At 38.9% G+C, this 16,075-nt stretch carries 12 protein-coding genes; 3 read left to right on the top strand and 9 right to left on the bottom strand.

What is annotated here, in order from left to right:
* Positions 1 to 90: 90 nt before the first annotated feature.
* Positions 91 to 2,301 (bottom strand): RelA/SpoT family protein, encoded by a 2,211-nt coding sequence (locus tag ACE1ET_RS10595; RefSeq protein ID WP_375728374.1) that lies wholly within the window; start codon positions 2,299 to 2,301, stop codon positions 91 to 93.
* A 56-nt stretch (positions 2,302 to 2,357) separates the two neighbouring features.
* Entirely contained in the window at positions 2,358 to 3,665 is a 1,308-nt protein-coding gene (locus tag ACE1ET_RS10600; RefSeq protein ID WP_375728375.1) for an MATE family efflux transporter, read from the bottom strand.
* A gap of 136 nt (positions 3,666 to 3,801) precedes the next feature.
* Between ACE1ET_RS10600 and ACE1ET_RS10605 the strand changes: the two genes are divergently transcribed.
* On the top strand, positions 3,802 to 4,509 hold the full coding sequence (locus ACE1ET_RS10605) for a hypothetical protein (RefSeq protein WP_375728376.1): 708 nt from the start codon (positions 3,802 to 3,804) through the stop codon (positions 4,507 to 4,509).
* Here ACE1ET_RS10605 and ACE1ET_RS10610 read toward each other — a convergent pair.
* The 6 genes from ACE1ET_RS10610 to ACE1ET_RS10635 all read right to left on the bottom strand — a co-directional run bounded on the left by ACE1ET_RS10610 (position 4,506) and on the right by ACE1ET_RS10635 (position 12,971).
* Positions 4,506 to 5,480, bottom strand: coding sequence for a 4Fe-4S binding protein (locus ACE1ET_RS10610; RefSeq protein WP_375728377.1), 975 nt, complete (start codon positions 5,478 to 5,480; stop codon positions 4,506 to 4,508). The genes ACE1ET_RS10605 and ACE1ET_RS10610 overlap by 4 nt on opposite strands.
* Before the next feature lie 2 nt (positions 5,481 to 5,482).
* Entirely contained in the window at positions 5,483 to 5,812 is a 330-nt protein-coding gene (locus tag ACE1ET_RS10615; protein ID WP_375728378.1) for a cupin domain-containing protein, read from the bottom strand.
* Positions 5,813 to 5,945: 133 nt separating this feature from the next.
* Positions 5,946 to 7,244 (bottom strand): hypothetical protein, encoded by a 1,299-nt coding sequence (locus tag ACE1ET_RS10620; protein ID WP_375728379.1) that lies wholly within the window; start codon positions 7,242 to 7,244, stop codon positions 5,946 to 5,948.
* 7 nt (positions 7,245 to 7,251) lie between these two features.
* Entirely contained in the window at positions 7,252 to 8,502 is a 1,251-nt protein-coding gene (locus ACE1ET_RS10625; RefSeq protein ID WP_375728380.1) for a hypothetical protein, read from the bottom strand.
* Positions 8,503 to 8,708: 206 nt separating this feature from the next.
* Entirely contained in the window at positions 8,709 to 10,169 is a 1,461-nt protein-coding gene (locus ACE1ET_RS10630) for a sodium:solute symporter (protein ID WP_375728381.1), read from the bottom strand.
* Positions 10,170 to 10,316: 147 nt separating this feature from the next.
* Positions 10,317 to 12,971: a CotH kinase family protein gene (locus ACE1ET_RS10635; protein WP_375728382.1), complete on the bottom strand. Its 2,655-nt coding sequence runs from the start codon at positions 12,969 to 12,971 to the stop codon at positions 10,317 to 10,319.
* Between the two features lie 473 nt (positions 12,972 to 13,444).
* Between ACE1ET_RS10635 and ACE1ET_RS10640 the strand changes: the two genes are divergently transcribed.
* Positions 13,445 to 14,443, top strand: coding sequence for a GntR family transcriptional regulator (locus tag ACE1ET_RS10640; protein ID WP_375728383.1), 999 nt, complete (start codon positions 13,445 to 13,447; stop codon positions 14,441 to 14,443).
* 29 nt (positions 14,444 to 14,472) lie between these two features.
* Positions 14,473 to 15,636, top strand: a complete 1,164-nt coding sequence (locus ACE1ET_RS10645; protein ID WP_375728384.1) for a galactokinase — start codon at positions 14,473 to 14,475, stop codon at positions 15,634 to 15,636.
* A gap of 69 nt (positions 15,637 to 15,705) precedes the next feature.
* Here the strand turns inward: ACE1ET_RS10645 and ACE1ET_RS10650 are convergent, their stop codons facing one another.
* A complete protein-coding gene (locus tag ACE1ET_RS10650; RefSeq protein WP_375728385.1) occupies positions 15,706 to 16,062 on the bottom strand; it encodes a hypothetical protein in 357 nt (118 codons plus the stop codon).
* Positions 16,063 to 16,075: the final 13 nt, after the last annotated feature.

Here is a 16,075-nt window from a genome sequence, read left to right on the forward strand (position 1 = left end):
TAAATTGTTAATATAACCAAATAAATTTGTAAAAAAGTACAATACAAAGGATTTAGGTCACATTAAAAAAATGAAAAATAAAGAAATGGTTTATTCGTAAAGTCGCTTTACATTGAGAATTCCACGTATGGATTGTATCTTCTTTAGGACACTGTTTAGGTGAGAAATGTCTGATACAGAAAGTGTTAATGTGCCGTTGAATACTCCGTCACCGGAATCAATGTTAATTGAACGTAATTTAACCTTAAGTTCATTTGCAATCACTGAAGAAATATTGCTTACAATTCCGATATTATCTTCTCCTGTTACCTGGATTGTTACCTCATACTTCGTTCCTGCTTTGCCCGACCATTGAGCTTTTACAATCCTGTAGCCGAACCGGTTGATCATTTGAGGCGCATTAGGACAATCAGTTCTGTGGATTTTTATACCGCCTGATGAACCAACAAAACCAAAAATATCATCACCGTAAATAGGTTTACAACACTTGGCAAGGGTGAAATCGATGTTCTTCAGGTGTTCATCTATCGTAAGCACATCTTCACCTTCCTCTGCTATATCTGATTGAAGGTTATAGTTTCCAGCCGTTTTAATTTCCTGACTTTCGGGAGTGCTGGTAGTCTCTTTGCGTTCAAGCTCCAGGTAAGTTTCCCTGATAAATGCAAGTTCAATTTCTTCATTGGATATCGCACAGTAAAAGTCTGTTGTTGTGTTGAATTTCAGATGATGTACCATACGTTGAAACCGGCCATCGTCAATGTTTATTTTCCAGTTTCTGAACCTGCGACGAAGCATTTCACGCCCAAGTTCAGCTTCTTTGAACTGTGCTTCCTTCAGGGCTTGCTTAATTTTGGTTTTGGCTTTTGATGTGGTAACTATCTGCAGCCAGCTCTGTTTCGGTTTTTGACTGTTGCTGGTTAATATTTCAACCTGATCACCGTTATTCAACTGGTGCCGGATAGGTACATTTTTACCGTTAACTTTCGCTCCGACACATTTACTGCCAATGGCGGTATGAATATCAAAAGCAAAATCCAATACCGTTGAACGCAAAGGCAGCTTTTTTAAATCACCTTTTGGTGTGAATACAAACACTTCCTTTTCGTACAAACCAAGCTTAAAGTCGTCGATGAAATCAACAGCATTTTTCTCAGGATTTTCCAGGATCTCCCGAATATTCATTAGCCATTCATCCAGTCCTTTTTCACTTTTAATACCTTTATAGCGCCAGTGAGCCGCCAGGCCCTTTTCTGCAATTTCATTCATTCGTACGGTCCGGATCTGTACTTCTACCCATTTGCCGTCGGGCCCCATTACTGTTGTATGCAGGGATTCGTAACCGTTACTTTTAGGTATAGACAGCCAGTCGCGCAAGCGTTTTGGATTAGGTGAATACATGTCAGTAATGATAGAGTAAACCCTCCAGCAGTCTGATTTCTCATTTTTTAGTTTGGTGTTAAGAATTATTCTGATAGCAAAAAGATCGTAAATATCCTCGAAAGGGGTATTCTTACTCATTTTGTTCAGAATACTGAAAATGGTTTTAGTACGCCCCTTGATCTCAAATTTAAAACCTTCTTTTTCCAGTTTCTTTTTTATGGGATCAATAAAGTTGGCAATGTACGTTTCACGTTCCCGTTTTGTTTCATTCAGTTTTTGGGCTATCTCTTTATAAAGCTCCCTGTTTGTATATTTCAGTGAAAGATCTTCAAGCTCAGACTTAATTGTGTACAGACCTAAACGGTGTGCGAGTGGAGCATACAGATATGATGTTTCCCTGGCAATTTTCAGTTGGTCTTCTTCGCTGAAGTACTGCAGATGTCGCATGGTGTGCAACCTGTCTGCCACCATGATCAGGATTACCCGGATGTCGCGCGCAAATGTTAAGAGCAGCTGACGAAAATTTTCTGTTTCTATAGCGGCACTTTTTTCATATAATGCCGATGCCTGATCCAAACCACGTATAATTTCTACAACCTGCTGACTGAATTCCTGTTCTATTTCTTCAAGCGGTATGTGGTTGGCATGAACAACATCGTATAACAATGTACAGATCAGTGATGTCTTTCCGAGTCCGATTTCGTTCACCACTATCTTGGAAACATCCAGAGTTTTATAGATTGCATGTCTTCCGGAACGGACGCGCTTGTTTCCACGCTCATTCATGGCAATATGAAAAGCCTTGTGAACATGGGCTTCGGCATCATCTTCCTTAAAAACAGAAGCGTCCTTTAGTAATTCCCTGAATGTTACATAAAGTTTTTCCTGTTCTTCCGGTGTAAATAATGATGTGTCTGACATGCAAATTAATTTTGTTGCAAAATTAGGAAAAAGCTGAATGTAGAAAAACGGAATTCTTATTGCTTTTTATAAATATACTTTTCGCTCACTGTCCACAGGTAGATACCCCTGCTGAACATAAAAAGCAACATGGCTACCCATAAGGCATGATTTCCCAGGCTGTTTTTAAATATGTACCAAACGGGGAAAAAAATGGCAAATGTGGAAATCATGATAGAGAGTAGCATTTGCCTTGACGCTGTAGCTCCTATGTAGACGCCATCCCATAAAAAAGAAGCAAAGCATGCTAATGGAATCAAAGCTATATAAAACAGGTAGGGCTTTGCTGTTTCTAATATAATTGCCTGATTCGTTAACAAAGACATGACCTGGTAACCTAAGCCTCCATAAATTAAAGTAGTTAAAACAGTGATGCCGATTCCCCATTTGAAAATTCTACGCACAATCGAACGGATATCTTTTCGGTTTCCGGCACCGATTTCCCCGCCAATGATTGGTTCTGCAGAATAGGCAAATCCATCCATCAAAAAGGAGAAGAACATCAGGAATTCACGGAAAAGTGAATTCACAGCCAGGATGGTATTGCCCTGTCCGGCAGATTCAGAGGTGAACCATGTAAATACCAGGATCACCATTAGTGTTCTGAAAAATATATCACCTGAAACGGACAGAAAGTTTTTTAACTCATTAAACGGTGCAATGCTTCTTAAGCTGATGTGTTTAATCAGATTTGGGAATATGCGGAATAAATAGAAGATATACATGGCTAGCCCTATATACTGGGCGCATACAGTTCCTATGGCAACCCCATCTGATTTATAATCCAGAATGACAACAAACAACACACTAATCAGGATGTTGAATACATTAATCAGAATAGAGACGATCATTGGAATCCTTGCGTTATGCATCCCAAGGAACCAACCAGAAAATGCAAACAGGGCAATAGAGGCAGGCGCGGCAAATACACGAATCTTAAAATATATAACAGCTTCCTTCTTTACGGCATCGGTTCCATCCAGCAGATTAAATCCTACATGACTGATTCCATTTCTGAAAAGCAGGATGAAAAAACCGGAAATGATCGCGATAAATAATGCTCTCGAAAGGATCTTTGCAGCCTGTTCATGGTCCTTTCTGCCATATGCCTGGGCTGTAAGGCCACTGGTACTCATGCGTAAAAATCCAAGGCTCCAGTAGATGAAATTAAAGATTACAGTTCCAAGTGAAATAGCGCCGATATATACGGGAGAATTCAGATGCCCCATTAATGCCATATCCACAAACCCAAGCAGAGGAACGGTAATATTGCTTATGATGTTTGGAATGGCAAATTTTAATATCCGGCGATCCAGTTGTTTCATAGGATGCAAAAGTAGAAAAGCTAAGGTAATTCCTGTTTACTCAGGATAATAAAATTCAGTCAAATATGTAAGGAATGAGTAGTGTGGATTAAATAAATGCTTTTTCGTAACTTGAGATGTTTTAAAAATAAGTGCAATGAAATATATTTTCTTTATCGGTTTTCTTCTGATTAGCCTGGTTTCTTCAGGGCAATCTGATAACAATAACCCGGAGAAAAATAAGAAGAACAGGTTTGATTTGAGCCTTGGTTATGCTGGTTCTGTTGCGCCCGGTCAAATAACGGACCTGATGAATGCATATGGTTACAACGACCCAACGACAGGATGGCTTTTTAATGCAGGTGAGATAATTAATCATCCTAAGTTTTCCGGTCCTCAGATATTTGTGTCAGGTTCGTATACCAATTTTTATAAGGGGAAAAGCGGTATTGGTGGCGATTTGCGCTATGCCTATCTGGGCGAAGTCAGTGGTTACAGCGAAAGTAAAGGTTATTTGTTTGTCTCACTGCATTCTGTTTCTGCCGGGCTGCATTATACATACCGGCCTTTTAAGCATTTTGAGTTTTCGTTGGGACCGTTACTTTCTTTAAATGCAGGCGATAATACAAGTGCAGAGGCAACAAAGTATCGTAATTATTCTTTTGGACTGGATGGGAAATTGTCGCTGGTTCTGACTGAGGGTAAGGTATCTTTCTGGGCTCTTAATGCAGAATATATTTTAATGTCGAAAACAGCTTTAGGACCTTATGAAACTACAAATTATACCACCAACTTTACAATACCGGAAACGCAGATTAATTTCAGTACCTTGCAGATTGGGATGGTTTACGGATTTAAATTTTAAATTCTACCCAGTGCCATAAATACCGCGTGAAAGGAAATAGTAAGGAAGAGATAAAGCATTCGGGCCTTTCCCGGCTTCATTTTAAAGAACCTGTACTGAATAGACTCTGCATGACATGATTGTACACAGTCTCCGCATAAAGTACATGTTATTCCTGGTTTTTTCTGCTCTATATTAATTGGTTTAAGAGCATTATAACGGCAGGTTGTGGTACATACCATACAGCTTGTGCAGTTGGAATCAATTTGCATCCGGAAAGGATTAATATATTTTGCATAACTGACCACAGTACCAACAGGACAATACTGAATACAATGCACCATCTGTTTTTTTCTTACTGAAACAAAAAGAATTATTGCAACTCCTGCCAGTCCGAAAGCAACGGCTATAATTGTGGCCCAAAGATTGGATATTCCTGAAAAACGAAGAACAAGAGCTGTAACAATAATAAGGATAACCATGCTGTTTTTGAATGTTTTAAGCGCTTTGAGCTTTGCAGGTCTTCCTTTTTTATTGGCTGCCAGTCCGTCCAATGCTCCGAAATAACATAAATGACTGCACCAGGCTGGTCCGGTTAATATAACTGTGCTTAGAAACAACAGGGTCATGACTGAAAGATGGCCCCGGTAAACCGGTCCGCCTATTATCATCATTGGAATGGGAAGATGTAATTTGCCGGTAAGAAGAAACTTCTCTGAAATAAGTAGTCCAAGAATCAGTTGAATAAAAAAGAACCAGCTGAATACAGACCATGTTCGTAATCGCCATTTGGGCACATTGGCCGGTTCCTGCATTTTAAAGGCAACAAAACCTCCATAAAAAGCAACAACAACAATTTCAATCCAGCCGCCGCCGGGGATGAACCGATCCAGCATTAGCATGCGCATTTTTACCATCAGCTGAACCGGAACTAACAGAGCAATGATGAACAATGAAACCGAAAGTTTCAATATGAATGACTTTCGGATCATCTTCAGGCTTTTAACATTGTGAGCAACATTTTAAACTTACCATCTGCTTCAACGGCATGAGGCATATTAGCCGGCATGATGATCATTTCATTTTCGGAAAGAGTGTAGGGTTGTTTGTCAATAATTATCCTGGCATTGCCTTCCAGAATTTGAACAATAGCATCAAACGGGGCAGTGTGCTCGCTCAGGTTCTGATTTTCATCAAATGCAAACAATGTGATATTTCCTGCAATGTTTCGTGTTATAATCTTACTTACAATTGATCCTTCCGCATATTGAACGGATTCTTTTAGTACGTATGGTTTTGAATGATCAAAAACTCCATTGGTCATAATATAAATTTTAAAATTTGGATACGGTAAAGGTAAGTGCTTAAAAAAATAAAAAAGGTAACAAATGTTACACATAAAAAAGCAGCCTGATCTACAGGCTGCTTTGAGAGAATTTATGTTAATAATTAACAGGTTAAAATGATCGGATAGTATTAAAGTTGGCGTACAATCCGAATTCTGCGAATGGACCAAACCGATTATAGGAATAATCTGAATTTGTGTCGCTGTAACTTGTCCTTTTTAATCCGGCGTCAATATATCCCGACACTTTTTCTGTCAGCGGAACCTCCCACCTGACATAGCCACTGATTTGAAGTTTGAGATCTGAATTTGTATAAGATACGTTTCCCATGTAATCTGTTGATTCAGAATTGCTCTTGCCAACCTCCACTTCACCGTTTGCGGAAAAATTATTTAACCAGTCCGTAGTTGGTGCATTGATACCGCCTCCCAGGTATACGCCAAAATCATTGCTTTTGTATTTGGATTCATCATCTTTACTATGGTCACCATAAAGATCCAGATAAGCTCCACCTTTAACTTTTATGTTATCTATTACATAATAGTTTAAGGAAAGATCAAACCCTCCCGAAAAATTTCCCCAACTGTTAATAGTCCCGTTATCGTATTTATTTTTTTCTGATCCAAAACTTACCCATATTGGATTATACGAATCAAAATAGAAGTTACCCTGTTGATGATTGTCTATTCTGGAAGGAAAATCGTAATCATCCATTCCGCAATAGAACTCGTCACATCCTACTTCAGCCACTGTGTTTATATCGATACAGACCCGTGAATCAATATTGTTATAGGTATCATAATAATTTGTGAACCGGTCATAACCGGCATTGATTTTGGTAAGGATGCTGTTATTACTGAAATTTTGCATGAGTATTCCGGTGTTGATCTCAAATCCTGCTGCCGGATTACTGTTTTTTCTAGGATCATAGCCGCCATCATTATAGCTGTAATATTTGTCGGTATTATATCCTGCATTAATATCAAGTCCGGCATAGTAACCAATACCTGACTGTGTTTGATCTCCATAAAGAACACCCAGAGTAATTCCCCTGTATTTTGTAATATTATCCATACCACTATTGGGTTTCCATGCTGTTCTGTCGTATTCCAGGCCAGCTGTAATTCCAATATTGTCCATTACCATGTTGGTCGATCTGATGTACACATCCTGTGAATTTCCACCGCCATACTTCTGACCGCTACTGCGTTGACTGTAGGCATCCCATTTTAATAAGTAACCAACGTCAGTGATTGAGTTTCCCTGGTTAAACATCTCCATGTTAACTGCTGTTACCGGAGAAGCACCGGTTAAATCCCTTTTTTGTTTTGGTTTTTCCCCAAACAGGTTTAATGGCACAATAATTACCATTGATAAAACCAGTATATTCCACAAATAATTCTTTTTCATGATGGTGTTATTTTATTAAGTTCAAATTGCTGATATAAAACGCCAGTGCCAGTCTTATTGCAAATCCGGAATAGCTTGTGCTAATACTGGAAACGGTGTTGGTATACCGGTTCACTTCATATAGCAGTGTACTGGTAAGCGCCATATATGATGTAAGGAAGTAAGCATAACCAATACCCATTGAATAGGCAAAGATTTTGTCTTTATTAGTACTGGATTCACTGTTTAAATACTCATATGCGCGATTGCCAAAACCAATTTTTGCCTGTGCATACAGGTTATTCAGACAAGAATTGATAAAAGGAAGGTTATACCTGAGTCCTACACCAAATTTAAATCCGGAATCCCTGTTGCCATAATCGCTATCCTGCTGTGTTGTTTTATTAGAATAGCTGTTAAGATACATCAATGCTGCAAGGTTTTGAATCAGGTATATTCCAAATCCTAACTGCAAACCCGTATTGAAATAATTGTTTACACTGTTTTGCGCATCTGTGAATTTGGATGTAATACTTCCAAGCTGTAGAAAAGGATTCAGGCCTGTCGTGATGAAGATTAACCCCGGAAGGTATGGATTCATAATTTTAGCAATACTGCTGTTTCTGCAATAAAAATCATTGCACGACAAAGCTGCAATAATACTTGCAGACATATACAAACCTGATGTTACTGTATTATAACTATCATTTGCCTGGTTGCGAAGTGCGTAGCCTATTCTTGGCTGAAGCAGAACAGGAAGTGCAAGGATAGGCCACCAGTAAGCTCCCAGTTCCAGCCGGGCACCTGTTAAAAGTGCCTTTGTGTTGTTACCTGCGGCTTGATTCACATATCGGAAATAGTCTCTTGCCGCGCCAATTCCAAGCATGGCTGATCCATAAAGACCCAAGGTCTGTGATAACTGATAGCCGTAAATATATCCGGCATACAGCATTTTGCTTCTGGCAATTTGGGTGAAGCTGTACGTAGATTCATTGTTAGTGAGCGTTCTGGAATAATCCAGTTGCGCAATTAAACCACTGTTGTTAATGAAGAACCATGTAAATGAGAGGCTTAATGTTGCTGCAATAGCATTTGATAACCTATCTCCGTCAGAAAAGCGATTCCTGATATCGATATCCAAATCATTGTGAATGGCTGTATACATTTTGTTTTTGGCATACATGCCTTCGTTGTCATTTTCATTCTCGGCATGAAGGTTTAGTGGGAGCAGTGCCACTATTACCCAAAGGGTAAAACAAATAATCCCGGTTGTTTTCATGATGCTCTATTTTTGATTAGTAATCTGAAAATTCAATACTAAACAGAGAGTTATATTGAGTAAAGTCAACTATGAGCGGGGAAAGTACCAATCAGGGAGAGATGCAAATTGCAAAATACAATTGGGCCAGTACAAGGTTATTTTAATATTTGTTAACCTATCAATTCAACAAGTGTTAAATTTTTTTGTTCAACCCGGAATTAAATTCACCTGGCCAGGTAGTTTTTATTAATGAAGTGAAGCAGGATAAGGCCTAAAAAAGTTATGAAACCATTCAGCAGTAAAACTTCAAATCCAAGTGTGTAGTCCCATAAAGCTCTAAAACCGTAGTAACAGGCAATTGATACCAGTGGAGACGCAATCATAACATATGGTATGTGCTTGTCATTCGGTTTCAGTCGGGTGAATAATCCTGCAAAATAAACACCCAGCAGGGGTCCGTAAGTATAACCTGCAACCATAAATATAGCACTTACAACGGCCTGGTTATTGATTTTGTTAAATAAAAGAATAATGATGGCAAGTACAACGGAAAATACAAAATGAACCAGGATTCGTTTTTCCCTTGGGAGTTCATCATCCTCTTTATTGTAGCCTAGGATATCGACCGAAAATGAAGTAGTCAGCGAAGTTAAGGCTGAATCAGCACTGGAGTAGGCGGCTGCTACCAGACCAAGCATAAATATTACGGCAAGGTACGGACTAAGATAACCTCCGGTTGCAAGCGTAGGGAACAGATCATCGCTGCGTTCGGGAATTTGCATTCCAATGTGGTAGGCATATATAACTAAAAGCACACCCAGGGATAAAAACAGAAAATTAACAGGAACAAAAGCAAAACCGTACCAACGCATGTTTTTTTGCGCATCCTTTAAATTTCTGCAGCTTAGGTTTTTCTGCATCATGTCCTGATCCAGACCTGTCATCACAATGGTGATGAAGACACCAGAAAGGAATTGTTTGAAGAAATTCTGTTTACTTGCGAAGTCATCAAATACAAAAATCTTTGATAATGGATTGCTGTATACAGTACTAAACGTTTCACCTGCTGTCAGGTTAAGCTTGCCCGAAATTTCAATAACAGTTATAACAAGGGCTGCCAGCAGTAAAAAAGTTTGTAATGCATCTGTCCATATGATGGTTTTTATGCCGCTTCTGAAGGTGTAGAGCCAAATAAGCAGAATCGTTACGACAACGGTCACAGAAAATGAAATTCCCAACTGTTCAAAAATAGTAATCTGTAATACATTAGCCATCAGAAACAACCTGAAGCTTGAACCTATGGTTCTGGATAATATGAAAAACCATGATCCGGATTTATATGTGTTTTTACCAAATCGTTCGTCCAGGTAAGAGTAGATTGAAGGCAGCTTTAGTTTGTAATATATGGGTAAAAGGATCTGCGAAATAACGATATATCCAACTACATAGCCCAGAACCATTTGCATATAGGTGAAATTGGTGCTCATAACCCATCCGGGAACAGATATAAAGGTGACACCGCTCAATGAAGCACCCAGCATTCCAAAAGATATGATATACCATGGTGCACGCCGGTTTCCTGTAAAAAAGGTGTCGTTGGTGCTGCTTTTGCCGGTTATAAACGAAATAAGAAATAACACACCGAAATAAGCTACCAGAATGTATATGTATGTCCCTGGATTCATATTCGTTATTTAACACAAAGAAAACCATTTAATTTGCTTTTTATAAAATAATCTTGCAGGATAAAGCAAATTTTAGAGGTATCGTATTTCCGTTTAACCGCTTTAGAAGAAGTAGCGAATTTCTTGCTGAATTGGAAACTGTCCGTTTTATTCAATTTTCAGAATCAATGTATTCAGCAGTTGATTACGACTTTCAACATCATTTACAATGAGTAAGTATGTGCCGGAGTTTAAGCTGCTGAGATCCAATTCATACGGATGTTGTTGGGCTGTTCTGCAAAAACTTTTAACAAGCTGTCCCATGCTGTTGTATATCCCGAATGAAAGGGTTTCGGATTGTTTTGTGGCATCTATTCTGATCCGGATCAGGTTCTTAAATGGATTAGGATAGACACTGTTTTTGATTGTATTAGTACCGATATTAACCGATGTATAGTTCCCGGGTGAACCATAAATTTCTGTTGATAATTCCCAGTTAGTTGCTTCTGCATTATCACTGTTCGGGTCCTTAAGTACTAAAGATCTGCCATGGCCATCAGCTTCCCACGGCCATGGATATGCGTTGCTGTAACTGACTGAATCCACTGTATCTCCAAAACTGTTGGCCAGTAAAATAGTTTCTCCGTCATTGCTCAGGCGTTTTGAATATATATCGTAGGGATCAAAGTTAAATAAGGAGGAGAACATTGTTCCATCATTTGCTAATACTGTTACTGCTCCGGGATTTAAAATCAGATCGTTGTCAAAAGTGTATTCAATGCCGTCAGTAAACGTGTAGCCTTTGATGTTGATTTCTTTTTTGCTATTATTCAGGAGTTCAATAAATTCAAGATCCTGATAAGCGGAATTGTACATAATTTCACTTATCATGATTGCATTGTAATCGCTTTCAGGTATAAAACCGGCCTCAGCAAGTGCGCTCCATTCGTTGGTTTCGGTTGATAAGAATCTGGTTTTAATTGTTGTTGTTTTATTGATCGCGATTGGAGTTTTGTATTCGGTGCCTTGTATGCTACCACCTTCTTTTCTGGGATCGGTGCCATCAAGTGTGTAAATAATTTTGCCAGGAACATAATTCGTACTGGAAATAGAAACAGTTGCCCCGCTTTCTACTATACCTTCCTCTTTATCAAATATGGGTGGCATTACAGAAGGAAACAGACGGTTACTGTTTTGTCTGAATTGGTCCAAAACCTTGTTTAAACGGTTAGGAATATATTCTGATAAAACTTTATCCACCTCCGGTATCCAAAAATCGTCCCTGGTGTAAACTGTATTGGTTGAACTCTCAAGATAATCTCCCCATCTTGCAGATTCCAGGATGATTGCCTGGTCAAGCTCATTTTTACGTTTATTAAAAGCGAGCTCAAAATTCTCCGGAGTCAAGGCACCGTTATTGAATGCATGTTTATAAAATGCATCGGCAAACATAAGTCTGTATTCCGCATTGTTTTTCAGCAACTGGTGGATTTCCGTTGGACCACCGGAATCATTTTTGCCTGTATTATTGTAATTTACATCTGAATATCGCATCACATGCTCAGCATCCCAGGTGTAAAATCTGTAACCTGAATTCAGGTTTTTGTTTACTGCTGCATAAAAATTCTGATGTGCCCAATCGTAATTTCCCAGGTAAAAGTTCAGTATCATGTAGTCAATAAACTTTGGAAGATCAAGGAGTTTCTTTATTTCATCCAGTGGCGTATTATCTGTGAAACCTTTTCGTGCCTCTTTCAGCAGATTAAGATATGAACTGTTTGATCCTGCTACAATGGTATTTGGATTATGTTTAATGATATCGTAATCCTCTGTCCGGGCATCATAATATTCTGCCATAAAATCCTCATCCGGTCGTTCGTGGAGATCGTAAATGCCCCAGTAAAGGCCATTGATATAAACATTGACATAAATGCCATGGAAACTTAATCCTCCCATTTGGTTTTGTAAGTCAGACGCAAGCTGATCTCTGAAATACAGCGATGTCTTTCGTTGCATATTGTCCCATGGATGGATCCACGAATACAATAATCCGTCAACCACCAGGGTATTGATAGATTCAATCTCAGAATCCGGAAACAGTTTTTTCTTTAATTTCTTCGGGCCATACTGGCTCTTGAACAACAATCTCATGGATTGTTTGGGTGATTTCCAATCCACAATACTGGTGCCGCCCTGATTTTGAACACCACAATTAATTAAAAAGCTCTCATTGGGATCAGAATAAATGAATTCTGCGCTGACAGGCTTTTCCCTGGTGATATTTGTATTAGGATAACCAACATACAGACCTGATACAGGATCAAACCATTCATCGGTTTCCATGGTGAGTGATAACGCGGGAAGGGATTTCAGAGCGGCTTCAATTTTATCTGAATAAACAGGATTGTTAATTACTTCAGGATCCATTTCATAGTCAGCATTTATTGTACTTGATCCCCCCCAGGTTGCCGGGAAGCCAGAGGGATTTTTAGGTTGCCTGCGAATATCCTCAGGAAAAAGATACGTCTGAGTAATCAGTTCCGATGTATCTGAGGAGGAATAGGCTACTGCTCTGACGATTGTTGTTTTAGTTACCGACAGGCTGTTGGTGTATGCCATGCTACTGCTCGAAAGCGGATCTGAACAGTCTAATGTGTATTTAATAATAGCTGAAGGATCAGATGAAGTTATGGTGAGGTTGAAGGCATCATGGTAATAACCGCGTTCATGATTAAAATCTAATGTCAATGAATCTGTAGACGCATTTATATTAATTCCTGAACCCAGAATCAGAACTGTTATAAACCAAGTAAATCGTTTCATCCTCTATGCAAGCGTAAAAATATCACCCAAACAGGTTGTCCTGTATATTAAAAGGACGAATTTAATAAAACTTTTAATGTTTTGTCTCTTGAGCGACAGATATGTATGGTTTGAGCAAAGTTTTAACATAGGATCTGATAAGCAGAAAAATTTAAGTCAGGCATTCCCCAAGGTAGGGATGTTCTGTTTACAGAATCTACCGGATTTCGTACTGAAATAATATTTAAATATAACATTTGTTATGGCGACAATCATACTTTTATCGTTCTGCCGTCTTAATAATTTTAAGTGTTTGGCTTTCAGAATTTAAGAAGTGGAGTTTAAGAATTTCTTGTTGTTTTAAATGCCAACTGGTAGGTACTGGTATGCTGCAAAACATGTTTTATAGATGTGTTTTTTAATTATATTTGATAGCTTTTAAATACACGGCCTGATAGTAATTTAGGGTCAATTGAAAACGTAAAAATGCATATATGAACCTGATACAAATTAATAACGATCTGGAAGTGCCAAAGTACAAGCAGATTATTAATTCAATTTTTCAGGCGATACAGACAGGAGAGTTGAAACGCGGGGACAAAATTCCGTCTTTGAATCAGATCAAGGATGAATTTGGATTGTCACGCGATACCGTTCTGGCAGCATTTAAAGAACTTAAGGATAAGAAAATAATTTCATCCACACCCGGTAAGGGATATTATATTTCCACAACCAATATCAAACAGAAAGAGAAAATTTTTCTGATGTTTGATGAATTCAATGCGTTTAAGGAGGATTTGTACAACGGGTTTATCGGTGAGATAGGAAATAATGCTGCGGTTGATATTTATTTTCATCATTTCAATCGTCAGGTTATGGAAACCCTGGTTGAGGAGAACAAATACAAATATACTTCGTTTGTGATCATGCCGGGATCCATTGATAATATTGCTCCTGTTATAAAAAAACTTCCGTTTGAGCGTACGTATATACTGGACAGAAAATCTGAGCTACCTTATTTGTATGGCACGATTTATCAGAATTTTGAAGAAGATATTTACGACGCGCTGGTAACCGGACAGATGTTTTTGATGAAATATGAAAAGTTGATTTTGGTTTCACCAAAAGGCAAAGAGCCGGAAGAGCGTAAAACGGGTTTTGTCCGTTTTTGCAAGGAGAACAGTTTCGACTACGAGTTGCTGGAATCGTTGGATGGAAAAACAATTAAGCAGGGTGAAGTCTATTTTGTAACGCACGACAGACACCTGATTCAGATCATAAAACAAACGGAGAAATTTAAGCTGCATCTGGGCAAGAATATTGGTCTTGTTTCGTTTAATGATACGGACCTCAAAGAAGTTGTAGCGGGCGGGATCACGACGATTTCAACCGACTTTAAACTGATGGGACAGGAGATGGCCCGGATGGTGCTGGACAGAACAAAAGAGATAAAAGAAAACCCCTCGCAATTGATAATTAGAAAATCGTTATAACACAAATATTAACTAATCGATTTAATAAAATGGATGTAAAAACACTTAAACAAGAGTTCGTGAAAACTTACGGGGAAGGAGAAATCGGTGTATTTTTCTCTCCTGGAAGGGTTAATCTTATTGGAGAACATACAGACTATAATGGTGGCTTTGTATTTCCATGCGCTTTGTCATTCGGAACTTACTGCCTGATTCGTAAAAACGGCAGCGATGTTTTCAAATTCAAATCACTGAATATGCCTCAGGTAGTTGAGGTTAAGCTGGAGAATTTAACAAAACCACTTCCCAAAGGAACCTGGGCTAACTATTCACTCGGTGTAATTGCTCAGTTCGTTAAAAATGGTCATGTGCCTGCCGAAGGTGCTGATATTCTGATCTGGGGTAATGTGCCTGGCGGAGCCGGACTCTCTTCGTCTGCATCACTTGAAGTTGTAACCGGTGTTGCGGTTAATGATACCTATGGTTTTGGCCTGGATAAACTGACGTTGATTAAATACGGACAAAAGTCCGAGCATGAGTTTGCAGGTGTAATGTGCGGTATTATGGATCAGTTTGCCTCAGGAATGGGACAGAAGGATAACGCTGTATTCCTGAATTGCGATACACTGGAATATGACCTTGTTCCTGTTGTTTTGGATGGTGTGAAGATTGTGATTGGTAATACTAACTCACCTCACTCCCTGGATTCTGGCATGTACAACAAACGCGTAAGCGAATGCCATGCAGCTGTTGATGCCATAAAACCACATATTCCTATCAATAATCTGGGTGAGCTGACCATGGAACAGTTTAAATCGGTAGCCGATAAAATTGAAGATGAAACAGTGATGCGCAGAGCACGCCACGTTGTGAGTGAAATTGACAGAACCACAAGAGCTGTTTCTGAATTACAGGCCGGAAATCTTGAAGTATTCGGACAGCTGATGAACGGATCACACGATTCATTGCGCGATGATTACGAAGTAACAGGCCATGAACTGGATTCAATGGTTGAAGCTGCACGTAAGATTGAAGGAACAATTGGTTCGCGTATGACTGGTGGCGGTTTTGGTGGATCAACCGTTAGTCTTGTAAAAGATGAATACGTGGATGAATTTATTGAAAAAGTAGGTAAGGAATATACCGAAAAGACAGGGCTGGTTGCAGAATTCTATGTAGCCGAAATTGGTGACGGTGGTCACAGGGTGGAATAAGACAATTGAACGAATATAAAAGTTAAAGGCTGTCTTAACCGGACAGCCTTTAATATTTTATAACGTGCGTTAATCTTCTTCTCTTTCCATTGGTTCTTCCGCATCGTCTTCCACGTTATCGGCCAGATATTCCAGATCTGAATACTTGTCTTCGTATTCTTCCTTGATTTCGGTTTTTAATACACCGTCATCATCGTAATCGTCGTCCTGGTCAATAATGATTTCAGCTTCTTCTGCGGTCATCCTGATCATGTAATACTTTTCATCCGTTTCAAAAGGCAATGCACTCACAAGCTTTCCGTCTTTGTTTGTAAAGGTGATCAGATTTTCAGTAAATCCGTAAGGATATACAAGTTTAATCTGTTCCAGAATGCCTGCATCAAGTTTGTCGTAATCTTTTATTACACGTGGTTTTACCTGGCTCATATTAAAAAATAAT

Source organism: Quyinboa mangrovi, assembly GCF_042219825.1.
In the GTDB taxonomy this organism is placed as follows: domain Bacteria; phylum Bacteroidota; class Bacteroidia; order Bacteroidales; family UBA5342; genus JBHJHP01.